26 protein-coding genes are annotated in these 24,315 nt (G+C 61.3%); 15 read left to right on the forward strand and 11 right to left on the reverse strand.

Going from position 1 to position 24,315, the window contains the following annotated elements:
* The first annotated feature begins 222 nt into the window (after positions 1–222).
* From L8I05_RS18290 to L8I05_RS18300, 3 genes are all read left to right on the forward strand, one after another.
* Positions 223–2,274 carry a GGDEF domain-containing phosphodiesterase gene (locus tag L8I05_RS18290; RefSeq protein WP_177016988.1) on the forward strand — a complete coding sequence of 684 codons (2,052 nt, stop codon included), beginning with the start codon at positions 223–225 and terminating at the stop codon, positions 2,272–2,274.
* Between the two features lie 129 nt (positions 2,275–2,403).
* Positions 2,404–3,750: an imelysin family protein gene (locus tag L8I05_RS18295; protein ID WP_159959386.1), complete on the forward strand. Its 1,347-nt coding sequence runs from the start codon at positions 2,404–2,406 to the stop codon at positions 3,748–3,750.
* 248 nt (positions 3,751–3,998) lie between these two features.
* Positions 3,999–5,453, forward strand: a complete 1,455-nt coding sequence (locus tag L8I05_RS18300; RefSeq protein WP_197626943.1) for a TrkH family potassium uptake protein — start codon at positions 3,999–4,001, stop codon at positions 5,451–5,453.
* Here the strand turns inward: L8I05_RS18300 and L8I05_RS18305 are convergent.
* Entirely contained in the window at positions 5,410–6,468 is a 1,059-nt protein-coding gene (locus L8I05_RS18305; RefSeq protein WP_242170803.1) for an AraC family transcriptional regulator, read from the reverse strand. The genes L8I05_RS18300 and L8I05_RS18305 overlap by 44 nt on opposite strands.
* 161 nt (positions 6,469–6,629) lie before the next feature.
* Between L8I05_RS18305 and L8I05_RS18310 the strand changes: the two genes are divergently transcribed.
* Positions 6,630–6,941, forward strand: coding sequence for a DUF962 domain-containing protein (locus L8I05_RS18310; protein WP_159959392.1), 312 nt, complete (start codon positions 6,630–6,632; stop codon positions 6,939–6,941).
* A gap of 35 nt (positions 6,942–6,976) precedes the next feature.
* On the opposite strand, the gene L8I05_RS18315 is transcribed toward L8I05_RS18310, so the two are convergent.
* Entirely contained in the window at positions 6,977–7,300 is a 324-nt protein-coding gene (locus tag L8I05_RS18315; RefSeq protein ID WP_197626942.1) for a hypothetical protein, read from the reverse strand.
* 14 nt (positions 7,301–7,314) lie between these two features.
* On the opposite strand from L8I05_RS18315, the gene L8I05_RS18320 reads away from it, so the two are divergent.
* Positions 7,315–7,497, forward strand: a complete 183-nt coding sequence (locus tag L8I05_RS18320) for a hypothetical protein (RefSeq protein WP_159959394.1) — start codon at positions 7,315–7,317, stop codon at positions 7,495–7,497.
* Between the two features lie 104 nt (positions 7,498–7,601).
* Positions 7,602–8,798: an MFS transporter gene (locus L8I05_RS18325; protein ID WP_159959397.1), complete on the forward strand. Its 1,197-nt coding sequence runs from the start codon at positions 7,602–7,604 to the stop codon at positions 8,796–8,798.
* On the opposite strand, the gene arfB is transcribed toward L8I05_RS18325, so the two are convergent.
* From arfB to L8I05_RS18340, 3 genes are all read right to left on the reverse strand, one after another.
* Positions 8,795–9,208 carry an alternative ribosome rescue aminoacyl-tRNA hydrolase ArfB gene (gene arfB, locus L8I05_RS18330; protein ID WP_034109044.1) on the reverse strand — a complete coding sequence of 138 codons (414 nt, stop codon included), beginning with the start codon at positions 9,206–9,208 and terminating at the stop codon, positions 8,795–8,797. The two genes, L8I05_RS18325 and arfB, sit on opposite strands and share 4 nt — an antisense overlap.
* 13 nt (positions 9,209–9,221) lie before the next feature.
* Positions 9,222–9,905, reverse strand: a complete 684-nt coding sequence (locus L8I05_RS18335) for a pentapeptide repeat-containing protein (RefSeq protein WP_242170806.1) — start codon at positions 9,903–9,905, stop codon at positions 9,222–9,224.
* 106 nt (positions 9,906–10,011) lie between these two features.
* Positions 10,012–11,430 carry an amino acid permease gene (locus L8I05_RS18340; protein ID WP_242170808.1) on the reverse strand — a complete coding sequence of 473 codons (1,419 nt, stop codon included), beginning with the start codon at positions 11,428–11,430 and terminating at the stop codon, positions 10,012–10,014.
* A 646-nt stretch (positions 11,431–12,076) separates the two neighbouring features.
* On the opposite strand from L8I05_RS18340, the gene L8I05_RS18345 reads away from it, so the two are divergent.
* Together L8I05_RS18345 and L8I05_RS18350 are read left to right on the forward strand one after the other, a co-directional pair.
* Positions 12,077–12,214, forward strand: coding sequence for a hypothetical protein (locus tag L8I05_RS18345; protein ID WP_003175756.1), 138 nt, complete (start codon positions 12,077–12,079; stop codon positions 12,212–12,214).
* A 73-nt stretch (positions 12,215–12,287) separates the two neighbouring features.
* On the forward strand, positions 12,288–13,247 hold the full coding sequence (locus tag L8I05_RS18350) for a leucyl aminopeptidase (protein ID WP_242170809.1): 960 nt from the start codon (positions 12,288–12,290) through the stop codon (positions 13,245–13,247).
* A gap of 224 nt (positions 13,248–13,471) precedes the next feature.
* On the opposite strand, the gene rluB is transcribed toward L8I05_RS18350, so the two are convergent.
* The 6 genes from rluB to L8I05_RS18380 all read right to left on the reverse strand — a co-directional run bounded on the left by rluB (position 13,472) and on the right by L8I05_RS18380 (position 18,479).
* Entirely contained in the window at positions 13,472–14,713 is a 1,242-nt protein-coding gene (rluB, locus tag L8I05_RS18355; RefSeq protein ID WP_159959405.1) for a 23S rRNA pseudouridine(2605) synthase RluB, read from the reverse strand.
* Between the two features lie 144 nt (positions 14,714–14,857).
* A complete protein-coding gene (locus L8I05_RS18360; RefSeq protein WP_005790815.1) occupies positions 14,858–15,049 on the reverse strand; it encodes a DUF1289 domain-containing protein in 192 nt (63 codons plus the stop codon).
* A gap of 159 nt (positions 15,050–15,208) precedes the next feature.
* Positions 15,209–16,141, reverse strand: a complete 933-nt coding sequence (scpB, locus tag L8I05_RS18365) for an SMC-Scp complex subunit ScpB (RefSeq protein ID WP_242170811.1) — start codon at positions 16,139–16,141, stop codon at positions 15,209–15,211.
* A 12-nt stretch (positions 16,142–16,153) separates the two neighbouring features.
* Complete coding sequence (locus tag L8I05_RS18370) at positions 16,154–16,852, reverse strand: ScpA family protein (protein ID WP_169875663.1); 699 nt, start codon at positions 16,850–16,852, stop codon at positions 16,154–16,156.
* A 120-nt stretch (positions 16,853–16,972) separates the two neighbouring features.
* Positions 16,973–17,602 (reverse strand): L-threonylcarbamoyladenylate synthase, encoded by a 630-nt coding sequence (locus L8I05_RS18375; RefSeq protein WP_017139161.1) that lies wholly within the window; start codon positions 17,600–17,602, stop codon positions 16,973–16,975.
* Between the two features lie 13 nt (positions 17,603–17,615).
* A complete protein-coding gene (locus L8I05_RS18380; protein ID WP_159959410.1) occupies positions 17,616–18,479 on the reverse strand; it encodes a PHP domain-containing protein in 864 nt (287 codons plus the stop codon).
* Positions 18,480–18,566: 87 nt separating this feature from the next.
* On the opposite strand from L8I05_RS18380, the gene L8I05_RS18385 reads away from it, so the two are divergent.
* From L8I05_RS18385 to L8I05_RS18415, 7 genes are all read left to right on the forward strand, one after another.
* Positions 18,567–19,163 carry a septation protein A gene (locus L8I05_RS18385; RefSeq protein WP_106578415.1) on the forward strand — a complete coding sequence of 199 codons (597 nt, stop codon included), beginning with the start codon at positions 18,567–18,569 and terminating at the stop codon, positions 19,161–19,163.
* 1 nt (position 19,164) lies between these two features.
* On the forward strand, positions 19,165–19,464 hold the full coding sequence (locus tag L8I05_RS18390) for a YciI family protein (protein WP_242170813.1): 300 nt from the start codon (positions 19,165–19,167) through the stop codon (positions 19,462–19,464).
* Between the two features lie 120 nt (positions 19,465–19,584).
* On the forward strand, positions 19,585–19,992 hold the full coding sequence (locus L8I05_RS18395; protein ID WP_242170815.1) for a translation initiation factor 2: 408 nt from the start codon (positions 19,585–19,587) through the stop codon (positions 19,990–19,992).
* A 7-nt stretch (positions 19,993–19,999) separates the two neighbouring features.
* A complete protein-coding gene (locus tag L8I05_RS18400; RefSeq protein ID WP_119741452.1) occupies positions 20,000–20,677 on the forward strand; it encodes a response regulator transcription factor in 678 nt (225 codons plus the stop codon).
* A gap of 289 nt (positions 20,678–20,966) precedes the next feature.
* Complete coding sequence (locus tag L8I05_RS18405) at positions 20,967–21,431, forward strand: LTXXQ domain protein (RefSeq protein ID WP_242170818.1); 465 nt, start codon at positions 20,967–20,969, stop codon at positions 21,429–21,431.
* A gap of 66 nt (positions 21,432–21,497) precedes the next feature.
* Positions 21,498–22,841 carry a HAMP domain-containing sensor histidine kinase gene (locus tag L8I05_RS18410; protein ID WP_242170821.1) on the forward strand — a complete coding sequence of 448 codons (1,344 nt, stop codon included), beginning with the start codon at positions 21,498–21,500 and terminating at the stop codon, positions 22,839–22,841.
* Positions 22,842–22,882: 41 nt separating this feature from the next.
* Positions 22,883–24,232 carry a CoA transferase gene (locus L8I05_RS18415; protein ID WP_242170824.1) on the forward strand — a complete coding sequence of 450 codons (1,350 nt, stop codon included), beginning with the start codon at positions 22,883–22,885 and terminating at the stop codon, positions 24,230–24,232.
* Positions 24,233–24,315: the final 83 nt, after the last annotated feature.

The raw sequence follows: 24,315 nt of genomic DNA on the forward strand, positions 1-24,315 counted from the left end.
CAAACTCTGCAAGCAAGACCTACAACGTCAACTTCTCGTAAACCCAGGCGCCCCTCACCTGCAGAGTCACTTCGGGCAGGCGGATGCGAGTCCGCCTGCCCCTACGCCCCTCAAGCTCACTGCCAAACCCGCCGATGCCCTAATGTTCCTTTGACTGCCACCCCCAGATTGCCAATACTCATGGCATATTGAGGCCACCCGCATGGAACAAGGAATGCCCCTTTGAAGCTGGAACTCAAAAACAGCTTGTCGGTGAAGTTGCTACGGGTTGTGCTGCTGTCGGCATTGATCGTCGGCGTGGCGCTGAGCGCGGCGCAGATTGTTTTCGATGCCTACAAGACACGCCAGGCCGTGGCCGGTGATGCCCAGCGCATCCTCGACATGTTTCGCGACCCCTCGACCCAGGCTGTCTACAGCCTTGACCGCGAGATGGGTATGCAGGTGATCGAAGGCCTGTTTCAGGACGACGCCGTGCGCATGGCCTCCATCGGCCATCCCAACGAAACCATGCTCGCGGAAAAAAGCCGCGACTTGCAGCAATCCCCGACCCGCTGGTTGACCGACCTGATTCTGGGTCAGGAGCGCACCTTCACCACATCGTTGGTCGGCAAAGGCCCGTACAGCGAATACTACGGCGACCTGAGCATCACCCTCGACACGGCCAACTACGGCAAAGGCTTTCTGGTCAGTTCGGTGATCATCTTTATTTCCGGCGTGCTGCGCGCCCTGGCGATGGGCCTGGTGCTGTACCTGGTCTATCACTGGCTGCTGACCAAACCGTTGTCGCGGATCATCGAGCACCTGACGTCGATCAACCCGGACCGGCCCAGTGAACACAAGATCCCCCAGCTCAAAGGCCACGAACGCAACGAGTTGGGGCTGTGGATCAACACCGCCAACCAGTTGCTTGAATCCATCGAACGCAATACGCACTTGCGGCACGAGGCCGAATCCAGCCTGCTGCGCATGGCCCAGTACGACTTTCTCACCGGCCTGCCCAACCGCCAGAAATTGCAGGAACAGCTGGACAAGATCCTCATCGACGCCGGCCGCCGACAGCGCCGAGTCGCGGTGTTGTGCGTAGGCCTGGATGACTTCAAAAGCGTCAACGAACAGTTCACTTATCAGGCCGGCGACAAACTGCTACTGGCCCTGGCCGACCGTTTGCGCGCCCACAGCGGTCGCCTCGGCGCCCTGGCCCGGCTGGGCGGCGATCAGTTTGCGCTGGTGCAGGCCGACATCGACCAGCCTTATGAAGCCGCCGAATTGGCACAAAGCATCCTGGACGACCTGGAAGCCGAATTCGCCCTTGAACACGAGCAGATTCGCCTGCGCGCCACCATCGGCATCACGCTGTTCCCGGAAGACGGCGACAGCACCGAGAAGCTGCTGCAAAAAGCCGAACAGACCATGACCCTGGCCAAGAGCCGCTCGCGCAACCGCTATCAGTTCTATATCGCCAGCGTCGACAGTGAAATGCGTCGGCGCCGCGAACTGGAAAAAGACCTGCGCGATGCCCTCAGCCGTGACCAGTTTCACCTGGTCTACCAACCGCAGATCAGCTACCGCGACCATCGCGTGGTCGGCGTGGAAGCGCTGATCCGCTGGCAGCACCCGGAGCACGGCCTGGTGCCGCCCGACTTGTTTATCCCGTTGGCGGAACAGAACGGCACGATTATTCCGATTGGCGAATGGGTGCTGGACCAGGCTTGCCGGCAACTACGCGAATGGCATGACCTGGGCTTCACCACCTTGCGCATGGCGGTCAACCTGTCGACCGTGCAACTGCACCACACCGAGTTGCCGCGCGTGGTCAACAACCTGATGCAGATTTACCGCCTGCCGCCGCGCAGCCTTGAATTGGAAGTGACCGAGACCGGCCTGATGGAAGACATCAGCACCGCCGCCCAGCATTTGCTGAGCCTGCGGCGTTCCGGGGCGTTGATCGCGATTGATGACTTCGGCACGGGCTATTCGTCCTTGAGCTATTTGAAAAGCCTGCCGCTGGACAAAATCAAGATCGACAAGAGCTTCGTCCAGGACCTGCTCGATGACGACGACGATGCAACCATCGTGCGCGCCATCATCCAACTGGGCAAAAGCCTGGGCATGCAGGTGATCGCCGAGGGCGTGGAAACCGCCGAGCAGGAGGCCTACATCATTTCCGAAGGCTGCCACGAGGGCCAGGGCTACCACTACAGCAAACCGCTGCCGGCCCGCGAGCTGGCGGCGTTTTTGAAACAGTCCGAGCGCAATAACGCGGCGATTCTCTGAAATAGCAAAACGATACTAAATATTTCCCGCGTATAACCCTTTACACAAAATGCAAATCTTTCGCATTATGTCGCAGCTTTTTTGCGCTCCCCCGCGCGCCCTATCAACAACCGAAGCAGGATGTTCGCCATGATTCGTATGCCCCTGGCCACCGCCAGTCTGCTGGCCATTGCCATTTCTCTCGCCGGTTGCGGCGAAGGTAAAGACGACAAGGCCGCAGCAAACCAGGCGCCGACCCCGGCTGCCAGCACCACCGCTCCAGCGGCTGCCACCCCTGCCGGCCAGGTCGACGAAGCGGCCGCCAAGGCCGTGGTCGCGCATTACGCTGACATGGTATTCGCGGTGTACAGCGATGCCGAATCGACGGCGAAAACCCTGCAAACCGCAATCGACACCTTCCTCGCCAACCCGAACGACCAAACCCTGAAAGCGGCCCGCACCGCTTGGGTTGCCGCTCGCGTACCGTACCTGCAGAGCGAAGTGTTCCGTTTCGGCAACACCATCATCGACGACTGGGAAGGCCAAGTGAACGCCTGGCCCCTGGACGAAGGCCTGATCGACTACGTCGACAAATCCTACGAGCACGCTCTGGGTAACCCAGGCGCCACCGCCAACATCATCGCCAACACCGAGATCCAGGTCGGCGAAGACAAGGTCGACGTCAAAGAAATCACCCCGGAAAAACTCGCCAGCCTCAATGAACTGGGCGGTTCCGAAGCCAACGTCGCCACCGGCTACCACGCCATCGAATTCCTGCTGTGGGGCCAAGACCTCAACGGCACCGGCCCTGGCGCGGGCAACCGCCCTGCCTCCGACTACCTGACAGGCGAAGGCGCCACCGGTGGCCACAACGAGCGTCGCCGCACTTACCTGCGCGCCGTGACCCAACTGCTGGTCAGCGACCTGGAAGAAATGGTCGGCAACTGGAAACCCAACGTCGAAGACAACTACCGCGCCACCCTGGAAGCCGAACCGGCTACCGACGGCCTGCGCAAAATGCTGTTCGGCATGGGCAGCCTGTCCCTCGGCGAACTGGCCGGTGAGCGCATGAAGGTTTCCCTGGAAGCCAACTCGCCGGAAGACGAGCAGGACTGCTTCAGCGATAACACCCACAACTCGCACTTCTACGATGCCAAGGGTATTCGTAACGTTTACCTGGGCGAGTACACCCGCGTCGACGGCACCAAGATGACCGGCGCGAGCTTGTCGTCGCTGGTGGCCAAGGCTGACCCGGCTGCCGACAGCGCACTGAAGGCCGACCTGGCGTCGACCGAAGCGAAGATCCAGGTCATGGTTGATCACGCCAACAACGGTGAGCACTACGACCAACTGATCGCCGCAGGCAACGATGCGGGCAACCAGATCGTGCGTGACGCCATCGCGGCACTGGTCAAGCAGACCGGTTCGATCGAAGCGGCTGCAGGCAAACTGGGCATCAGCGACTTGAACCCGGACAACGCTGATCACGAATTCTGATCCGTGCCGCGTTGAATGAGGCGACCTTCGGGTCGCCTTTTTTGTGAGTTCTCTTGGCAACCCGTAACCCTGTGGGAGCTGGCTTGCCTGCGAAGGCGGTGGGTCAGGTAACTGGGTAGTTGAAGGGTATATCGCCATCGCAGGCAAGCCAGCTCCCACAGTTGATCGTCATCAACCTCAAGCCCTCGGTTTACATGCTCTGCACCCTGGGTAGAATGGCGCCTCAGCCCTATCACCGAGCACACTTCATGGCGTTGCCGACCCTACGCATCATCGGTTTCATCATCGGCATCTTCCTGATCACCCTCGCGATAGCCATGGTCGTCCCGATGGCCACGCTGGTGATCTTCGAACGCACCAGCGACCTGCCCTCGTTCCTCTGGGCCAGCATGATTACCTTTCTCGCCGGCCTGGCGCTGGTGATCCCCGGCCGCCCCGAACACGTGCACTTGCGCCCCCGCGACATGTACTTGCTCACCGTCAGCAGCTGGGTGGTGGTGTGCGTGTTCGCCGCGCTGCCGTTTTTGCTGACCCAGCACATCAGCTACACCGACTCTTTCTTCGAAAGCATGTCCGGCATCACCGCCACCGGCTCCACGGTATTGAGCGGGCTGGACAGCATGTCACCGGGCATCCTGATGTGGCGCTCGTTGCTGCACTGGCTCGGGGGTATCGGCTTTATCGGCATGGCAGTGGCGATCCTGCCGTTGCTGCGCATTGGTGGCATGCGCCTGTTCCAGACCGAATCCTCGGACCGTTCGGAAAAGGTCATGCCGCGCTCGCACATGGTGGCGCGGCTGATCGTGGCGGCCTACGTGGGCATCACCATCCTCGGCAGCCTGGCGTTCTGGTGGGCCGGGATGGGCTTGTTCGATGCGATCAACCACGCGATGTCAGCGATCTCCACCGGCGGTTTTTCCACCTCGGATGAATCCCTGGCACACTGGAAACAACCGGCAGTGCACTGGGTGGCGGTGGTGGTGATGATCCTCGGCAGCTTGCCGTTCACCCTGTATGTGGCCACGTTGCGCGGCAATCGCCGGGCGCTGATCAAGGATCAGCAGGTGCAAGGCTTGCTGGGTTTATTGCTGGTGACCTGGCTGGTGCTCGGCACCTGGTACTGGTGGACGACCGATCTGCATTGGCTGGACGCGCTGCGTCATGTGGCGGTAAACGTCACCTCCGTGGTGACCACCACCGGTTTTGCACTTGGGGACTACAGCATCTGGGGTAACTTCTCACTGATGCTGTTCTTCTACCTGGGCTTTGTCGGCGGCTGCTCGGGCTCCACAGCGGGCGGGATCAAGATTTTCCGCTTCCAGGTCGCCTATATCTTGCTCAAGGCCAACTTGAACCAGCTGATTCACCCGCGCGCGGTGATCAAGCAGAAGTACAACGGCCACCGCCTCGACGAAGAGATCGTGCGCTCGATTCTGACCTTTTCGTTCTTCTTCGCCATCACCATCTGCGCCATCGCCCTGGCCCTGTCGCTGCTCGGGCTGGACTGGATGACCGCGTTGACCGGCGCCGCCAGCACCGTCTCGGGCGTGGGCCCGGGGCTGGGCGAAACCATCGGCCCGGCCGGCAACTTCGCCAGCTTGCCGGATGCGGCCAAGTGGATCCTGTCGTTCGGCATGCTGCTGGGCCGACTGGAGATCATTACAGTCTTTGTTCTGTGCATTCCGGCGTTTTGGCGCCATTGACCATCGACGCTTCGAGCAACCGCGCCCGGTATTCGCCGGGCGTGGCATCGAACCAACGGCGGAACGCGCGGAAGAAATTGCTCGGGTCGGCAAACCCCAACAGGTAGGCAATTTCCAGCAACGTCATGCTCGGCTGCGCCAGGTACTGCTCGGCGAGTTCGCGGCGGGTGTCGTCGAGCAGGGTCTGGAAACTGGTGCCCTCCTCCTGTAAACGCCGCTGCAAGGTGCGCTGGGACAGGTGCAAGGTCTGGGCGACCACTTCGCGCTTGGGCTCGCCCTGAGGCAACAGGCGGCACAGCACCTGGCGGGCCTTGTGGGTCACGCGGCTCTCGGAAAACCGCGCCAAGTATTCACCGGCAAACCGATCATGCAACAGCGCCATGGCCTCGTTGGCCGTGGGCAGCGGCGCCTCCATGTCAGCCTGCTCGAAAATCAGCGCGTCATACGGCGCATTGAATTCCAGCGGCGCATGGAAGGCTTGTTTGTAAGGCGCAAGGTCCGCAGGTTGATCACCTTGCAACACGACTTTGCGCGGTTGCAGGGTGCGCCCGGTCAACCAGCCGCACAGCGCCAAGGCACTCGCCAGCGACGCTTCGGCGCTTTGCCGGGTGGGCGGCAGGTGGTCGCCATGCACCGTCAGAATCAGCGCATAACCTTCGGGTAACAGGCGGAAGCTCAGGTCGGCGCTTTCGGCGATGATGCGCTGGTAGCGCACCAGGCGCATAAAGCCTTCCGCGAGGGTGTTGCTGGACATCAGCGCGTAACCGGCCACATGAAACGACGCCGGGCGCACCACTTTGCCCATGTTCAAGCCGATTGCCGGGTTGCCCGACAACTCCACCGCCCGCTGCCACAATCGTGTCATGGAGTCCTGCGGAAAACGCGCGTCAGGATCACTGAGGGCGGCGTAGTCCAGGCCCAGTTGCTTGAACAAGACGCGGCAATCCAGGCCGTCCATTTCCAGCGCCTTGACTATCCCCATCGCCCAGCTTGCAGAAGTTGTTCGTTCGCTCATGGCGTCTTCTTGAAAAAAGCAGGCTCAAACGGCAGCCAGGAAGCCAAGGATACTAAAGTGGCATCTATTGTCACTGGCTGTTACCACTGATCACTCTAGACTCAAATAAGCTCCCCGCCGAACATCTGTTGGGCGGCATCACCACCCAAGGGCCGGCTACCGTGGAAAATATCAAACAATTCAATAGCTTCGCCGAGTTCTACCCTTACTACCTGAGTGAGCACGGCAACAGCACCTGCCGGCGCCTGCATTTTATCGGCACCACGCTGGTGATCGGTATTCTGGCCTATGCGATTGGCAGAGGGTCGTTGGGCCTGTTGCTGGCCTTGCCAGTCGCCGGCTACAGCTTTGCCTGGATCGGCCACTTCTTCTTCGAAAAGAACCGCCCGGCGACGTTTCAACACCCGTTCTACAGCTTGTTGGGCGATTTTGTGATGTACCGCGACATGATTTTGGGCAAGGTGCCGTTCTAGGGCGCCTTTTTAGCCTGTGACCTCTTGTCACTTGCTTAAAGAATGAAAATTCGTACATCCGTCGACATAAAATTCTTTTTGTCATTTTCAGTGCTGTATCCTGCCAAGGCTTTTTGAGAGCGCGCAATCACACTGCGATTGATAAACAGATCTTGCGAGGAGCGACGACGATGCACGAGATACCTAATCTCCCCTTCCCAAGCCTGCACCCAACTGAGCAGCCAACACCGCAGCAGGCCAGTAGCAAACAGCCTGAGACCAAAGAAGCACAACCAGTCGACAGCAAACGCCAGGACTGACGCCGTACCAGACCGTGTGGAAAGCGCACCATTGAGCGCTTTCCACACTGCCTGAATCACCCGAGATACCCGCCATGACTGACACCCTCCACGACACCCCCGACGCCGCTGTACTCGACGCTGCCCTGCAGATGATCGAAGTCTGGAACCGCCTCAGCGCCGACAAACAAGCCTTGCTGCTCAAGCGCTTCGGCACCCAGGAAAACGCCCTGGCCGCCCTGGTCACCACGCAAATGCTCGCGCCTGCCAAACCCTGATCTGTACCTGATCTGAAGTTTTTGCTGGTTTGCCGCCCCACCCGGCTCTCGCGCCGGTATCATTAGCAGCCTATCTTTACCTGCTGCGACAGTGGACCTCTCCCATGCCAGATACCCAGCGCCCCATGGCGGTCACGCTGCAAGTCGTTTCCATCGTGCTGTTCACCTTTATCGGTTACCTGAATATCGGCATTCCCCTGGCCGTGTTGCCGGGCTATGTCCACAGTGAACTGGGCTACGGCGCGGTCATCGCCGGCCTGGTGATCAGCGTGCAATACCTGGCCACGCTGCTCAGCCGCCCGTATGCCGGCAAGATCATCGATAACCTGGGCAGCAAGCGCGCGGTGTTGATCGGCCTGGTCGGCTGTGGCCTGAGTGGCGTGTTCATGTTGCTGGCGGCGTGGTTTTCCAGCCTGCCGGCCGTCAGCCTGGTCAGCCTGCTGATTGGCCGACTGGTCCTGGGCAGCGCGGAAAGCCTGGTAGGTTCAGGCGCCATCGGCTGGGGCATTGGCCGGGTCGGCGCAGCCAATACGGCCAAGGTCATCTCATGGAATGGCATCGCCAGTTACGGCGCGTTGGCCGTCGGTGCACCGCTTGGGGTGGTGCTGGTCAGCCATTTCGGCCTGTGGAGCATGGGCGTCAGCATCATTTTGCTGGCGGTGCTGGGCGTGCTGTTGGCCTGGAACAAAGTCGCGGCGCCGATTGTGGCCGGTGTGCGCCTGCCGTTCATGAACGTGCTGGGCCGCGTATTGCCCCACGGCTGCGCACTGGCGCTGGGCTCGATCGGCTTTGGCACCATCGCCACCTTTATCACCCTGTATTACACCACCCAGCACTGGGACAACGCGGTGTGGGCCCTGAGCCTGTTCGGCGCCAGCTTTATCGGTGCACGCCTGCTGTTCGGCAATTTGATCAACCGTATCGGCGGCTTTCGCGTGGCGATTGCCTGCCTCTCGGTGGAAATCCTCGGCCTGCTGTTGCTGTGGCTGGCGCCGGATGCGCACCTGGCACTCGCCGGTGCGGCGTTGAGCGGGTTTGGCTTTTCCCTGGTGTTTCCGGCGTTGGGGGTGGAGGCAGTCAACCTGGTGCCAGCGTCCAGCCGTGGTTCGGCGGTGGGGGCGTATTCGTTGTTTATCGACTTGTCGCTGGGCATCACCGGCCCGCTGGCCGGTGCGGTGGCGGCAGGCTTCGGCTTTGCCTCGATCTTCCTGTTCGCCGCCCTCGCCGCCGCCGGCGGCCTGCTGCTGAGCCTGTACTTGTACCGGCAAGCGCCCAAGGCCCGCGAGGCGCGCGACGCCTAGAAGTCGACCTTGCCGCGCCCAGCCTTGATGCTGCCGCGCTTGGTCTTGGATTCGAGCCGACGCTTTTTCGAGCCCAGCGTCGGTTTGGTCGGGCGGCGCTTCTTCTCGACCTTGGTGGCGCTGAGGATCAACTCCACCAAACGTTCCAGCGCATCCGCGCGGTTCTGTTCCTGGGTCCGGTATTGCTGGGCCTTGAGCACCAACACGCCTTCACTGGTGATCCGGCTGTCACGCAGCGCCAGCAGCCGCTCCTTGTAGAAGTCCGGCAATGACGACGCCGGAATATCAAACCGCAGGTGCACTGCGCTCGACACCTTGTTGACGTTCTGCCCACCGGCGCCCTGGGCGCGAATGGCGGTCAGCTCGATCTCGGCATCGGGCAGGTGCACATTGTTGGAAATAACCAGCATCACTTAAAAAACCTTAGGCAACGGACAAGCCCAACTCGGACAACAACATCGACGCCTGGGCTTTGGAAATCACGGCGCCTTTGAACAGTTTGGCATCATTGAGGCGAAAACCGCTCAAATCCGCACCCCGCAGGTCGGCCCCGGCGAAATTGGCGCCGTTGATGCGCGCATGGGCGAGGCTGCAATCGATCAGTTCGGCCTTGCGAAAGTCGGCATCCGACAAGTCGCTGTCGGAGAAATCCAGGTTGTTCAGCACGGTACGTGCAAACGACAGGCCGGACAAAAATGCGCTGTTGAGCCGGGTTTCGCTGAAGCTCAAGCCCAGCGACGCACAATGGGTGAAGTTGGCGCCGGTCAGCTTGCAGTGGGCAAAACCGGCCTGGGACAGTTTGCTGCGCTGCCAGCGAGTGTTATTCAGGTCGCAGCTGTGGAACTGCGCTTCCAGCAGGTTTGCCGCCTCGAATATGGCGTGGGCGGCGCGACAACTGTTCCACTGGGTGCCTTCAAGGCGCGAACCGAGAAACGAGGTCTGCACCAGGATGCAACGCTCGAACACCCAGTGGTCCAGCACCATCCGCGACAGATCGGCCCCACTCAAGTCGACGCCGACCAGGCGCAACGGCCCGCCGTGCTGGTCGATCAGGTCTTCCAGCGCATCGCGTTGCAAGCTGCCGCCGTCGATATCGGTGTGCTGCATGGGGCCTCCGGGCAAGTATCGATGAAAAACGAGGGGGCGAGTCTAACCTGCCCGCGCCCACAAAAAACCCGGCACGGCGCCGGGTTTCTTGTTTACGGGAAGCGTCCTACTCCAGAACCGTCCTCTTTGTGCCCAAAGCCGCTTGCGCCTTCTTGTTCTTGATCCAGTAGCACAGCCCCATGAACGCCACCCACACCGGGATTGCGTACACCGACACTTGAATCCCCGGAATCATCAACATGATGACCAGGATGAACGCAACAAACGCCAGGCAGACGTAGTTGCCGTAGGGATACCACAGCGCCTTGAACAACGGCACCTGGCCGGTGCGGTTCATGTGCTGGCGGAACTTGAAGTGGGAGAAGCTGATCATCGCCCAGTTGATCACCAGCGTGGCCACGACCAGTGACATCAGCAGTTCCAGCGCATGTTGCGGGATCAGGTAGTTCATCAGCACGGCCACCAGGGTGATCGCCGCCGACGCGAGGATCGAACGCACCGGCACGCCGCGCTTGTCGATCTTCGCCAGGGCCTTCGGCGCATCGCCCTGCTCAGCCATGCCCAGCAACATGCGGCTGTTGCAGTAGGTGCCGCTGTTGTACACCGACAGCGCTGCGGTGAGCACCACGAAGTTGAGGATATGCGCGGCGGTGTTGCTGCCCAGCATCGAGAACACCTGCACGAACGGGCTGCCGCTGTAGGCATCGCCGGACGCGTTGAGGGTCGCCAGCAGGCTGTCCCACGGCGTCAGCGACAACAGCACCACCAGTGCGCCGATGTAGAAGATCAGGATGCGGTAGATCACCTGGTTGATCGCTTTTGGGATCACAGTGCGAGGCTGGTCGGCTTCAGCGGCGGTAAAGCCGAGCATTTCCAGGCCGCCGAATGAAAACATGATGATCGCCATGGCCATCACCAATCCGCCCACGCCATGGGGGAAGAAACCGCCGTGGTCCCACAGGTTGCTCACCGAGGCTTGCGGGCCGCCGCTGCCGCTGACCAGCAAGTAGCTGCCCAGAGCAATCATGCCGACGATGGCGACCACCTTGATAATCGCAAACCAGAACTCGGCCTCACCGAAGACTTTGACGTTGGCCAGGTTGATCAGGTTGATCAGCACGAAGAACGCCGCCGCCGAGACCCAGGTCGGGATCTCCGGCCACCAGTAGTGCACGTATTTGCCGACCGCGGTCAGCTCGGACATGCCCACCAGGATGTACAAAATCCAGCAGTTCCAGCCCGACAGGAAGCCGGCGAAACCGCCCCAGTACTTGTGGGCAAAATGGCTGAAGGAGCCGGCGACCGGCTCTTCGACGATCATTTCGCCAAGCTGGCGCATGATCATGAAGGCGATAAAGCCGCAGATGGCATAGCCCAGGATCATCGACGGGCCGGCGGATTTGAGCACCCCGGCCGAGCCCAGGAACAGGCCGGTGCCGATGGCGCCACCGAGGGCGATCAACTGGATGTGCCGATTTTTCAGGCCGCGTTTCAGCTCGCCTGAAGAGGAATGGGGTCCACTCATGAAAAGGGTCTCACGCAAGGTTTGATGATGTTGAATGCACGTTGCTGTCTTGAATCTCGACTCAAGCAGCGCCGCTCAAACCCCGGCGCAGGCACCAGGAGTACAGCGTCTTTCTAACGGTCATGCGTCACCTGTTTGTTTTTATCTGTGACGAAATCGAACCCGCCCGGCTCGTGGTCGGACGGAGTGATCAGGGTCGGTAAACCCTGGGTCTTGGCCTTTTGCGTGGATACGCAAGGGGGGTCACAGTAAAACGCGGCGCATTGTACATCGCTCAACAGCTTCTGGCCGCCCCCGCAAAGCACCCGCGACAAACTGTCAGAGATTCCTTACAGCCAGACAACACCCAGCAAGGCCGGAACCAACGCGTAAAGTTGTCGTTACACAGCGTAAAACTAGCGTTACAGACAGCTCAAACCCTCATTCACCAGAAAATTGTCAGTGACAAAAACCTGATCAATCGTTTCAGCCAGCTCACTGTTTTTTCTGAAAAAAATCAAACCGCAAAAAACAGAAGAAAAAATCCAAATGAAACCGTGTCAATAAATTTTTTGCATTCTGAAACACTCTCGCCTAGGTTCTTGCACTTGCCCAGCGAAGCCCGCTGGCAAGCCGTTCTCAAACAACGTCCTCTAGGAGATACACCATGCAAGCACTGGAAAACGACCTGGAAACCGAACTGCAACTCGACGATTGGTTTGAAGCGCCGACCCATGAGGCCGCCGTTGAAATGATGCAAGCCGATGCCGTTGTGCCGTTCGGCACCGCGATGTGGCCTTTCTAACACCCGGCAGGCATCCGGCAGGTGCTGTGCACGGCACCTGCCCCCTTACCCGAGGCACAGAAGGACACACGTCATGGACAAGGCCCGCGCCGTCGAACACTTTCTCTACTACCTCGCGCACCACCCGGCCCTCAGCGGCCTGAGCCGCCCTACCGTGCTGCTGGGCCATACCGAGCGCTACGACGCCATCGCCCAGGCAATCACCCACGGCAGCGCCGCCCGTTTCAATTTCCAGGTGCAGCGCCTGGACCTGGCCGCCAGCGACACCCTGGCCCACGCCATCGAAGCCTGCGACCTGTACCTGTTTCTCTACGATTCCTCGACCCTGCCCAACCCACGTGCCGAAGGCCCGGACTTTATCCGCGCACTGCAAGGCGTGATGGCCGAGCACTGGAAGAAATCCCTGCTGTTCAAGGATTATGGCGACTACTTCTACGACACGTTCAGCGTCGAGCCGCAGCGCATTGCCGACCTCAACGCCACTTTGATCCGGCGCATGTCCCAGGCCAACCTGCTGAGCTTTACCGACAAACACGGCTCACGCCTGGAAGCACCGATGAGCAGCATCAAGAAGTGGACCAACATCAACGGCGTCGGCAACCACGACCTGGCGCCGGGCGAAATCGCTACCCACAGCGAGGCCATCAATGGCCAGGTAAGGTTTGTCGGCACCTTTCTCAGCACCATCCCGTTTGCGCGCAAATACGGCGTGCTGCAATCACCGCTGGAACTGTGGATCGAGAACTCGACCATTTGCAGCGTGGCCAGCGACGTACCGGGGCTGGCGGATGACTTCAACAAATACCTGAATGCCAACCCGTCCAACCGCCGTGTGGAGGAGTTGGGGATTGGCACCAATGAAGGGGTCAAGGATTTGTATGCGCGCAACGCCGGGTTCGAGGAGCGCCATTGCGGTTTGCACCTGGGCCTGGGCGGCGGGCAGAAAGGCAGCCATCACCTGGATTTGATCTTTGCCAGCGGCGTGTTGGCGCTGGATGACAAGCCGGTGTTTGATGGGACGTTTGCCTTTTAGAACCCGACTACTTGGAACCCCACTACCAAAAACACTGAAGCCCCATGTGCGAGCTGGCTTGCCTGCGATAGCCTCACTGTGGTCTGCCTGACATACCGAGGTGTCTGCATCGCAGGCAAGCCAGCTCCCACAAAGGCCAGCTCCCACATTGGAACGGGTTACCAAATCCAGACCAAAAAAAAACGCCAACCCTAGGGTTGGCGTTTTTTTATGCCGCACTTACATCACTGCGGCTTCTTGCGACCAAAACCAGGACGCTGACCGGAACCGGCCGGGGCGCCACGGCGCTTGCCCGACGGCTCGTCGGCGACCAGTTTCGGGCCAGGGCGCTTATTCGCCGCAGGCTTGGCCGGGCGCTTGGTGCTGGCGTTGTCGGCTGGGCGATCGGATGCCGGAGCACCACGGCCTTCACCACGATTGCCGCGACCACCGGCTGGCGCGTCACCGCGGGCAGGGCGCGGCGTGCGTGGCGCACGCTCACCTTCCTGGCGCGACGGCGCTGTTGGGCGGCGCTCGCCTTCGATGTGCGGCTCACGGGAAATACGACCACCGGTCGCCGGTGCATTCAGCGCCGGGCGCAGGGTGCGGGCCACACGTTCGGTGCGAGCCACAGGGCGCGACGATTTACGCTGCATACGCTCAAGTTTGTCTTTGCTCTTGGCGTTCATCTGCGGCATCGCGACCGGCGTCAGGCCGACTTCGGCGCTGAGGATGTCGACTTCGTACTGGCTCATTTCGCGCCAGCGGCCCATCGGCAGGTCGGAGTTCAAGAACACCGGGCCGAAACGCACGCGCTTCAGGCGGCTGACCACCAGGCCCTGGGATTCCCACAGGCGACGAACTTCACGGTTACGGCCTTCCATCACCACGCAGTGATACCAGTGGTTGAAACCTTCGCCGCCGGGTGCCTGCTTGATGTCGGTGAACTTGGCCGGGCCGTCTTCAAGGACCACGCCGGCTTTCAAGCGCTCGATCATCTCGTCGTCGACTTCACCGCGTACACGCACGGCGTATTCGCGGTCCATTTCGTAGGACGGGTGCATCAGGCGGTTGGCCAATTCACCGTCGGTGGTGAACATCAGCAAGCCGGTGGTGTTGATGTCCAGACGACCGATGTTGATCCAGCGGCCTTCTTTGGGCTTGGGCATCTTGTCGAACACGGTCGGACGGCCTTCCGGGTCGTCACGGGTGCAGATCTCGCCGTCGGGCTTGTTGTACATGATCACGCGGCGCACCGATTCGGCGGCCTCTTCACGCTTGATGACCTTGCCATCAATGGTGATTGCATCGTGCAGGTCGACGCGCTGGCCAAGGGTGGCTTCAACGCCGTTGACCTTGATGCGCTTCTGGGTGATCCAGGCTTCGACGTCGCGGCGCGAGCCCACGCCGATACGCGCCAGCACCTTTTGCAGTTTTTCACCTGCTGGGCCGATTTCCTGGCTGTCGTTCTGGTCTTGGTCGTTCATCTTAAGCACCTCCCGGTGGGTCGATTCAGGCGTGGCCTGAAGAATGTTGAAAGCTGGGCTTTGGGCGAATAGGTCGCCAAAGGGTCGCGAATCATACGCGCATGGCGCGCGTTGCGCATCACAGACTAGTCGATAAGGCCCCAGTCATTTGCTTTTCCGCCGACCGGTGGCGCCCAGGGCCAGCAATCTCAGCTCGGCTTCGGCCAAAACTGTGCGTTTGTCGACTTTGTCGAGTTTCTTCCAGGCGCGGATTTCGCGCTTGCTGCGGCCACAGCCGACGCAAATGTCATCGCTGAATTTGCAGATGCTGATGCAGGGGTCTTTGGTGGAACTCATTTGAATCCTCCCTGGGAGCTGGCTTTTCTGTGGGAGCTGGCTTGCCTGCGATGGCATCACCTCGGTTTAAACTTTGAGACCGAGGCGCCTGCATCGCGGGCAAGCCCGGCTCCCACACAAACCAGCTCCCACAGGGTTTTCAGTGTCTGGCAGACCGGGTCAGTCTTCGAATTGGCGGCGTTCGTTCTCGATGGCTTCAGCCAGCGCCCGGGCTTCATCTTCCTCGTCGCTCAACGGCGGCTGTTCAAGAGCAGCAACGGCAGCCAGGAGTTTCTCGCGGGCTTCGGCCACGCCGAGGATATCTTCCTCAGGCTCTGCTTCAGCTTCGACTTCAGGCTCAACTTCAACGTTCACTTGGGTTTCAGGCTCAGCCGCACCATCACGCAGCAAGTCGTCGAAGTCGGTCTTGATGCCCTGCTCCATGTCGTCCAGTTCCAGCAACAAGGTGTGGAAACTGGTTTCATCCTTCGGCTCTTCCGGCTCGGCGGTGGCGTCGGCCAGTTCCTGCAGGCTGGCCGGGACCGGCGCGTCGTCGAAGTCGAGCACCGGCTCGGCTTCCATCTCGCGAAGTTCGGCCAACGGCGGCAGGTCATCGAGGTTTTTCAGGTTGAAATGGTCGAGGAACACCTTGGTGGTGGCGAACATGGCCGGTTTGCCGGGCACGTCGCGGTAGCCGACGATGCGGATCCACTCGCGCTCCAGCAGCGTCTTGACGATATGGCTGTTGACCGCCACGCCCCGCACATCCTCGATCTCGCCGCGGGTGATCGGCTGGCGATAGGCGATCAGCGCCATGGTCTCCAGCATCGCCCGCGAATAACGCTGCGGGCGCTCTTCCCACAAGCGGCCGACCCACGGGGAAAACTTCTCACGGATCTGCAGGCGATAACCCGACGCCACTTCGCGCAGCTCAAAGGCGCGGCCGTCGCAGGATTTGCGCAAAATCTCCAACGCCTTCTTGAACACCGGCGGTTCAGGGCGCTCGGCCTCTTCAAAGAGTTCGAACAGGCGCTCCAGGGATTGCGGTTTACCCGAGGCCAGGAGAAAGGCTTCCAGCAGCGGCGCCAGTTCGCGGGGTTCAGTCAAATTCATCGATTCAGCTCTTTATTCGGCTCGCGCCCGCACGTGGATAGCCGCAAAAGGCTCATTCTGGACCAGCTCGACCAAGGATTCCTTGACCAGCTCGAGGATCGCCATAAAGGTCACCACCACCCCCAGGCGCCCTTCTTCTTTGGTAAACAGCTCGACAAAGGGTACAAACCCGCCGCCCTTGAGGCGTTCGAGCACATCGCTCATGCGCTCACGGGTCGACAGCGCCTCGCGGCTGACCTGGTGGCTTTCAAACATATCGCCACGGCGCAGAACCTCGGCCATGGACATCAGCAACTCTTCCAGGCTGACGTCCGGCAGCAGCTTGCGCGCCCGCGCTTCCGGGGCGTCGAGCTTGGGCACCACCACGTCACGCCCGACGCGGCTCAAGCCATCAATGCCTTCGGCAGCCGCTTTGAAGCGTTCGTACTCTTGCAGGCGACGGATCAGCTCGGCGCGCGGGTCGTCCTCTTCGGCTTCGATGGTCTCCGAGCGCGGCAACAGCATGCGCGACTTGATCTCGGCGAGCATGGCAGCCATCACCAGATACTCGGCGGCCAGCTCCAGGCGCACCGACTGCATCAGCTCGACATACCCCATGTATTGGCGGGTGATTTCCGCCACCGGGATATCCAGGATATTGATGTTCTGCTTGCGAATCAGGTACAGCAGCAAGTCCAGCGGGCCTTCGAAAGCCTCAAGAAAGACCTCCAGGGCGTCCGGCGGGATGTACAAATCCAGCGGCATTTCCATGACCGCCTGGCCATACACCATGGCAAAAGGCAGTTCCTGCTGGGCGCCGGCCTGGCTGTCGACGGTTTCCACGACCGACATTCAGGCCTCGACCATAAACGGCGTCGGGTCGCCGCAGCCCACACGCACCACTTCCGGCTCGCCGTCGGCCAGGTTGATCACGGTGGAAGCCTTGTTGCCGCCGTAGCCGCCATCAATGATCAGGTCGACGTGTTTTTCCAGCAGGCGGCGCATTTCGTACGGGTCGTACAGCGGCTCTTCTTCACCGGGCAGGATCAACGACACACTCATCAACGGCTCACCCAGCTCCGCCAGCAACGCCAGGGCAATCGGGTGCTCCGGCACCCGCAGGCCGATGGTGCGCTTTTTCGGGTGCAGCAACAGGCGCGGCACCTCGCGGGTGGCATTCAGGATAAAGGTGTAGGGCCCCGGCGTGTGGGCCTTGAGCAGGCGGAAGGTGCCGGTGTCGACCTTGGCGAACAACCCCAGTTGGGACAAATCGCTGCAGATCAGCGCAAAGTTGTGGTTCTTGTCCAGGTCACGCAGACGTCTTACACGTTCAACCGCGCTTTTATCGCCGATCTGGCAACCAATCGCGTAGGACGAATCCGTTGGGTAGATCACCACGCCACCGGCGCGGATGATCTCCACGGCCTGTTTAATCAGGCGCGCTTGAGGGTTTTCCGGATGAATCTGGAAGAATTGACTCACGTGTTCTACCTGTTCAGACGGTGGCAATAATGGGGTCATGCTTGAATCGCCCCCACAACAGCGGCAGGTCTTCCGGGACTTGGCGGTATTCGCCAATCTCGGACCAGCCGCCTGGGCCATGAAAATCACTGCCGGCACTGACCAGCAGACCAAATTCGCGGGCAAGAATCGCCAGGCTTCCCACCTGTTCGGCGGGTTGGTGCCCGTTGACCACTTCGATTGCGTGGCCGCCCGCTCCAATATAGTCGCCAATCAGCTTGCGGCGCTTGCTGCGGGTGAAATCGTAATGCCAGGGATGCGCCAGGCTGACCCAGGCCCCGGAGGCCCGCAGGGTGCCGACGGTGTCTTCCAGGGTCGGCCAGTGTTGCTTGACGTCGCCCAACTTGCCGGCGCCCAGCCATTTGCGGAACGCTTCGGCGCGGTCCTTGACGAAACCTTCACGCACCATCCAGTCGGCAAAGTGCGGCCGGGCCGGTGCATTGCCGCTGTCGCCCAGTTCCTGCTGGATGGCGCGAGCGCCATCGAGCGCATTGGGCATGCCCTTAAGGCTGAGTTTGCGGCTTATTTCTTCGGACCGCAGCCAGCGGCCATCGTGCAATTGGGCGATGGCGGCGACTAACGCCGGGGCGTTTTGATCAAAGCCGTAGCCGAGCACATGAATGGTGGCGCCGCCCCAGGTGCAGGACAATTCCACGCCATTGACCAGTTGCATGCCCAGGGCCTGGGCCGCTTCGCGGGCTTCATCGAGGCCTTCGAGGGTGTCGTGGTCGGTCAACGACAGGACTCGCACGCCTTTTTCAAACGCACGCGCAACCAGTACCGCGGGCGCCAGGGCGCCGTCGGAGGCCGTGCTGTGGCAGTGCAAATCAACATTCACGGGAGTGTGTAACCTCAAGTCAGCTGGCGCTTTCGCTACCAAGGATGTTTGTTATTATGCCGCCACATCCAGCTTCTGGCTCTTACTGTGAAACAATTCATCGACTTCATCCCGCTTTTGCTGTTTTTCATCGTTACCAAACTCGACCCCAGGGTCATCGATATCGCCGGTCACGAACTGACGTTCGGGGGCATCTACAGCGCCACCGCCGTGCTGATCATCAGCTCTATCGTGGTCTACGGCGCCATCTTCATCTCCCAGCGCAAGCTGGAAAAAAGCCAATGGCTGACCCTCATCGCCTGCCTGGTCTTCGGTGGCCTGACCCTGGCCTTCCACAGCGAAACCTTCCTTAAATGGAAAGCCCCGGTGGTGAACTGGCTGTTCGCGCTGGTGTTTATCGGCAGCCACTTCATCGGTGATCGCCTGCTGATCAAGCGGATCATGGGCCATGCACTGACATTGCCGGACCCGGTGTGGACGCGTTTGAACGTGGCCTGGATCGTGTTTTTCCTGTTCTGCGGCGCCGCCAACCTGTTCGTGGCCTTTACCTTTCAAGCCTACTGGGTCGACTTCAAAGTCTTCGGTAGCCTGGGCATGACCGTCTTGTTCCTGATCGGCCAAGGCATCTACCTGTCGCGCCACCTGCATGACACCGCCCCTACCACGCCGAAAACCGAGGACTGACATGCTCTACGCCATCATCGCTACCGACGTTGCCAACTCGCTGGAAAAACGCCTGAGCGTGCGCCCGGCGCACCTCGAACGCCTGAAAGAGCTGCAAGCCGAAGGCCGTCTCGTACTGGCGGGCCCGCACCCGGCGGTCGACAGCAATGACCCGGGCGCGGCGGGTTTCACTGGCAGCCTGATCGTTGCCGAGTTCACCTCGCTGGCGGATGCCCAGGCCTGGGCCAAGGCCGATCCGTATATCGCGGCGGGTGTCTACGCCGATGTGGTGATCAAGCCGTTCAAGCAAGTCCTGCCTTGAACGCGCTGTCTTTAATAAAGCCGCGCCGAACCTAATCGGTTCGGCGCGCTCCTAATTGCTCATTATTCTCGGTAACCTGCCGACAACGTTCTGAATATTCGTGTGGAATCAGGAGTTCCGATGCGCTTACGTCAGTTGTGTCTGTTGGCAGTGTTAACGATCGGGGCTACGGCCCACGCTGAAGAAACCTCGAACACCGGCAGTTCCACGCCCCTGTCCTTGAGTGCCGGCAGCCAGATCACCGAATTGCAGCAGCGCTTGAAAGAAAGCGAACGCCTGCGTGAAGAACTGAGCAAGCAACTGCAAACTGCAGACGCTGCCCGCGAAAGCGCCCAACTGAGTCGCTTGCGCCAAGAGAACCAACGCCTCACCCAGCAACTCAAAGAAACACAGGGCGGCGCCTTGACCCGCTGGCTGACCGAACAACAGCAATGGTTTGTCACCGGTGGCGCCGTTGCACTGATCGCGTTGCTGTGCGGAATCTTCGCCAGCGGTGGGCACCGTCGCCGTCGACAATGGCTAAATTGAGTGAGTCATGAGCGAGCTGTTACTGATAGATGATGACCAGGAGCTCTGTGAGCTGCTGACCAGTTGGCTGAGCCAGGAAGGTTTCCAGGTGCGCGCCTGCCACGATGGCTTGAGCGCGCGCAAAGCCTTGGCCGACAGCGCCCCGGCGGCCGTGGTACTCGACGTGATGCTGCCCGACGGCAGTGGCCTGGAGTTGCTCAAGCAATTGCGCAACGACCACCCGGAACTGCCGGTGCTGATGCTCTCGGCCCGTGGCGAGCCACTGGATCGCATCCTCGGGCTGGAACTGGGCGCCGACGACTACCTGGCCAAGCCTTGCGATCCACGCGAGCTGACGGCGCGGCTGCGCGCCGTATTGCGCCGCAGCCACCCGGCTGCCGTGTCGACGCAGCTGGAGCTGGGTGACCTGTGCTTCAGCCCGGTGCGTGGCGTGGTGACGATCGATGAACAGGAGTTCGCCCTCACCGTCTCCGAAAGCCGCCTGCTCGAAGCCCTGCTGCGCCAGCCCGGCGAGCCGCTGGACAAGCAGGAACTGGCGCAGATCGCCCTGGGCCGCAAACTGACACTCTATGACCGCAGCCTGGACATGCACGTCAGCAACCTGCGCAAGAAAATCGGCCCACACCCGGATGGCCGGCCACGGATCGTGGCGCTGCGCAGTCGCGGCTACTACTACAGCCTCTAAACACAACACTATAAAGATGGTTCCCACGCTCCGCGTGGGAACGCCGCCTGGGACGCTCCGCGTCCCGTTGCGCATGGGTGACGCAGAGCGTCACGGTATGCATTCCCACGCGGAGCGTGGGAACGATCACCGGAGCGTGGGAACGATCAACTCACCCGTCTTGAAAGTTTTGTCAGCGCCCACCAAAAACCTCTTTACCCAAGCTTTACCCACACCTGACCGCCGCTGACCTTGATCTCCGTAATCTACTCACATCCGGACTCACCGGAATAGAGACAGGAGAATCACCATGCGCAAGACCCTTATCGCTTTGATGTTCGCCGCTGCCCTGCCCACCGTTGCCATGGCCGCAGCGCCAGAAGGCCCAGGCCCGATGGGCGGCCCTGAAGGCCACATGATGGGTGGCCCGGGCCACGGTGGTGAACACGGTCCGCGTGGCAAAGGCGGCCCCTTCAGCCAGCTCGACCTGAGCCGCGAACAACGCGAGCAAATCGGCAAGCTGATGGGCGAACAATGGCACGGTCGCAAAGAGATCGTCCGCAAGTACCTGGACAAACTGCCCGCCGCTGACCAGCAAGCCATGAAGAACGAAATGGCTGCCGCCAAGCAGAAAACCCAGTCTGACATCCGTGCCGTGCTGAAACCCGATCAACAGAAGAAATTCGACGAGATCGTCAAGAAACAAGCCGAGCGCCGTGCCGAGTGGAAGGAATTCCAGGCCTGGAAAGCCCAACAGCCGCAAAAAGCGCAATAATGCGTTAGCTTCACTCCCCAGCCCAGTGGCTTACGCCGCTGGGCTTTTCCTGCTTGAGGGTTTCCTGTGCGTTCATTGTTCTGGCGCATCCTGGCCAGTTTCTGGCTGGCCATCGCCCTGGTTGCCGGGTTGTCGATCCTGCTGGGGCATATGCTCAACCAGGACGCCTGGATTCTCAGCCGCCACCCTGGCCTCAACAACCTGGCGCAGGAGTGGACGCAACTCTACGAAGCCCAGGGCGAGGACGCTGCCCAGGATTTGCTGCAACAACGCAAGCGCCAGTACCACATCGACGTGCAAGTGCTGAATGAAAGCGGCGATCCGGTGGTGCGCGGCACCTTCCCGCGGCGTGCTGCAGCGTTTGAGGCCCGGCAGAATGACAGCAAGGACGGCCACCTGCCCTGGCGCCGCCTGACCGCTGAGTACACCAGCGAAAAAACCGGTGACACTTACCTGCTGATCTACCGCATCCCGCACCCGGAGCTGGACGAATGGCACCGCAGCAGCCTGACGTGGCCGTTGAGCGCGCTGGCGATTGCGCTGGTGGTGTTGACGCTGTTCAGCCTGCTGGTGACGCTGTCCATCACCCGCCCGCTCAGCCGCCTGCGCGGCGCGGTGCATGACCTCGGCCAGGCCACCTACCAGCAAAACAGCCTGGCGAAGTTGGCCAACCGGCGCGATGAGTTCGGCGTGCTGGCCACTGATTTCAACCGCATGGGCGCGCGCCTGCAAAGCCTGATCGGCAGCCAGCGCCAGTTGCTGCGCGACGTGTCCCACGAGTTACGCTCGCCGCTCGCCCGGCTGCGCATTGCCCTGGCCCTGGCCGAACGCGCCAGCCCCGAAGAGCGCGAACGACTCTGGCCACGCCTGACCCGCGAGTGCGACCGCCTGGAAGCGCTGATCAGCGAAATCCTGGTGTTGGCCCGCGTCGATGCCGACAACGCCAGCGCCGAAGACATCGACCTCAACCCGCTGCTCAAGACCCTGCAAAAAGACGCCCAGCTCAGCGCGCCGGAGCAGGTGGTGCAACTGAACGCCGAGGCCGACCTGCACCTCAAGGGCTGGCCAACCATGATCGAGCGCGCGGTGGATAACCTGCTGCGCAATGCCCAGCGCTTTAACCCGCCGGGGCAGCCGATAGAAATGCACGCCCATCGCGCGGGTGAAAGAATCTTCATCAGCGTGCGTGACCACGGCCCAGGCGTTGACGCCGAACACCTGAGCCAACTGGGTGAGCCGTTTTACCGCGCCCCCGGGCAAACCGCCCAGGGCCACGGTTTGGGCCTGGCCATCGCGCGGCGCGCCGCCGAACGTCATGGCGGCAGCCTGATCCTGGCGAACCATGCCGAGGGCGGTTTTATCGCCAGCATCGACTTGCCGTTGGTGCCGGGAGTTGTCACACCGGTGTGACGATCTTCTATAGTGGCCCTTCTCTAAACGGAGGGCCTTTGATGACTGACCTGCTGACTCCCATCCAAGCCGCACTCGATCTACCGCACACCCCGCTGACCTTTACAGAAGCCGGCGCCCTGCCCTCGGCCTTTGCCGTGACCGAACTGGCCAGCGCCAGCCTCGGTGCCGCCGGCCAAGCCGTCGCTCAACTGATCCAGCAACAGACCGGGCGCTTGCCCAGCGTCAGTGTCGACCGGCGCCTGGCCTCGTTCTGGTTTTCGTCCTCGCTGCGCCCGGTAGGCTGGCAAACGCCGCCGCTGTGGGACCCGGTAGCCGGCGACTACGCCTGCGCCGATGGCTGGATTCGCCTGCACACCAATGCGCCACACCACCGTGCCGCCGCCGAGCGGGTGCTGGGCAAGGTCAATGACCGCGCCGAGATGGCCAGCAAAGTTGCGGCCTGGAATGCCGCCGAACTGGAGCAAGCGATTGTCGATGCCGGTGGCTGCGCGGCGCAGATGCGTTCGTGGCAAGCCTGGCAAACCCACCCTCAAGGGCTGGCGGTGAACGCCGAGCCGTTGGTGCAGCGTGAGACCTTCGACACCACCACCGACAAACCCTGGCTTGGCTCGGTGGCGCGGCCACTGGCCGGCATCAAGGTGCTGGACCTGACGCGCGTATTGGCCGGTCCCGTTGCCAGCCGCTTCCTCGCTGGGCTCGGCGCCAATGTGCTGCGCATCGACTCACCGAGCTGGAACGAACCCGGCGTAGTGCCGGAAATGACCTTGGGCAAACGCTGCGCGCGCCTCGACCTGAAAAGCCCCGAGGGCCGAGAGGTGTTTGAAAGCCTGCTCAAGGACGCCGACATTCTGTTCCACGGCTACCGCGCCGACGCGCTGGAGCAACTGGGCTACACCGCCACGCAGCTGCAAACCCTCGCCCCCGGCCTGATCGACGTGAGCCTCAATGCCTACGGCTGGAGCGGCCCGTGGCGTAACCGCCGCGGCTTCGACAGCCTGGTGCAGATGAGCAGCGGGATAGCCGACGCGGGCATGGCCTGGAAGCAGTCGGATAAACCGGTGCCGCTGCCACTTCAAGCGCTGGATCACGCCACCGGGTATTTGATGGCGGCCAGCGCGCTTCAGGCATTGAGCGAACGCTTGAAATCCGGGCGTGGCGGGTCAGCGCGGTTATCGTTGGCGCGTACGGCGAAGTTATTGGTGGAGGCCGGGCAAGTGCCGGAGCAGCCAGCGTTGCGCGCCGAGGAGCCGGGCGATCAGGGCTTGGTGGTGGAGCAGACGGCCTGGGGCCAGGCCCATCGCCTGCTGGCGCCGGTGAGCATCAGCGGTACGCCGTTGCAGTGGGATTTGCCGGCGGGGGAATTGGGCTCGCATCGGGCTCAGTGGTGACCTGAAAACCGCAATCGCAGGCAAGCCAGCTCCCACAGTTAACCGAGTACCGTTCAAACAACTCAGTCAACTGTGGGAGCCGG

The organism is Pseudomonas sp. MONT-RG-20F-20-E-7-02 (genome assembly GCF_022662395.1).
In the GTDB taxonomy this organism is placed as follows: Bacteria; Pseudomonadota; Gammaproteobacteria; order Pseudomonadales; family Pseudomonadaceae; genus Aquipseudomonas.

Excerpts from the sequence above, each read along its gene's own strand:
- L8I05_RS18300 (WP_197626943.1), top strand. The coding sequence starts at position 3,999 with ATGGCGTTGCCGACCCTACGCATCATCGGTTTCATCATCGGCATCTTC.
- L8I05_RS18345 (WP_003175756.1), top strand. The coding sequence starts at position 12,077 with ATGCAAGCACTGGAAAACGACCTGGAAACCGAACTGCAACTCGACGAT.
- rluB (WP_159959405.1), bottom strand. The coding sequence starts at position 14,713 with ATGAACGACCAAGACCAGAACGACAGCCAGGAAATCGGCCCAGCAGGT.
- L8I05_RS18395 (WP_242170815.1), top strand. The coding sequence starts at position 19,585 with ATGCGCTTACGTCAGTTGTGTCTGTTGGCAGTGTTAACGATCGGGGCT.
- L8I05_RS18335 (WP_242170806.1), bottom strand. The coding sequence starts at position 9,905 with ATGCAGCACACCGATATCGACGGCGGCAGCTTGCAACGCGATGCGCTG.
- L8I05_RS18295 (WP_159959386.1), top strand. The coding sequence starts at position 2,404 with ATGATTCGTATGCCCCTGGCCACCGCCAGTCTGCTGGCCATTGCCATT.
- L8I05_RS18350 (WP_242170809.1), top strand. The coding sequence starts at position 12,288 with ATGGACAAGGCCCGCGCCGTCGAACACTTTCTCTACTACCTCGCGCAC.
- L8I05_RS18305 (WP_242170803.1), bottom strand. The coding sequence starts at position 6,468 with ATGAGCGAACGAACAACTTCTGCAAGCTGGGCGATGGGGATAGTCAAG.
- L8I05_RS18390 (WP_242170813.1), top strand. The coding sequence starts at position 19,165 with ATGCTCTACGCCATCATCGCTACCGACGTTGCCAACTCGCTGGAAAAA.
- scpB (WP_242170811.1), bottom strand. The coding sequence starts at position 16,141 with ATGAATTTGACTGAACCCCGCGAACTGGCGCCGCTGCTGGAAGCCTTT.
- L8I05_RS18325 (WP_159959397.1), top strand. The coding sequence starts at position 7,602 with ATGCCAGATACCCAGCGCCCCATGGCGGTCACGCTGCAAGTCGTTTCC.
- L8I05_RS18340 (WP_242170808.1), bottom strand. The coding sequence starts at position 11,430 with ATGAGTGGACCCCATTCCTCTTCAGGCGAGCTGAAACGCGGCCTGAAA.
- L8I05_RS18360 (WP_005790815.1), bottom strand. The coding sequence starts at position 15,049 with ATGAGTTCCACCAAAGACCCCTGCATCAGCATCTGCAAATTCAGCGAT.
- arfB (WP_034109044.1), bottom strand. The coding sequence starts at position 9,208 with ATGCTGGTTATTTCCAACAATGTGCACCTGCCCGATGCCGAGATCGAG.
- L8I05_RS18405 (WP_242170818.1), top strand. The coding sequence starts at position 20,967 with ATGCGCAAGACCCTTATCGCTTTGATGTTCGCCGCTGCCCTGCCCACC.
- L8I05_RS18415 (WP_242170824.1), top strand. The coding sequence starts at position 22,883 with ATGACTGACCTGCTGACTCCCATCCAAGCCGCACTCGATCTACCGCAC.
- L8I05_RS18400 (WP_119741452.1), top strand. The coding sequence starts at position 20,000 with ATGAGCGAGCTGTTACTGATAGATGATGACCAGGAGCTCTGTGAGCTG.
- L8I05_RS18320 (WP_159959394.1), top strand. The coding sequence starts at position 7,315 with ATGACTGACACCCTCCACGACACCCCCGACGCCGCTGTACTCGACGCT.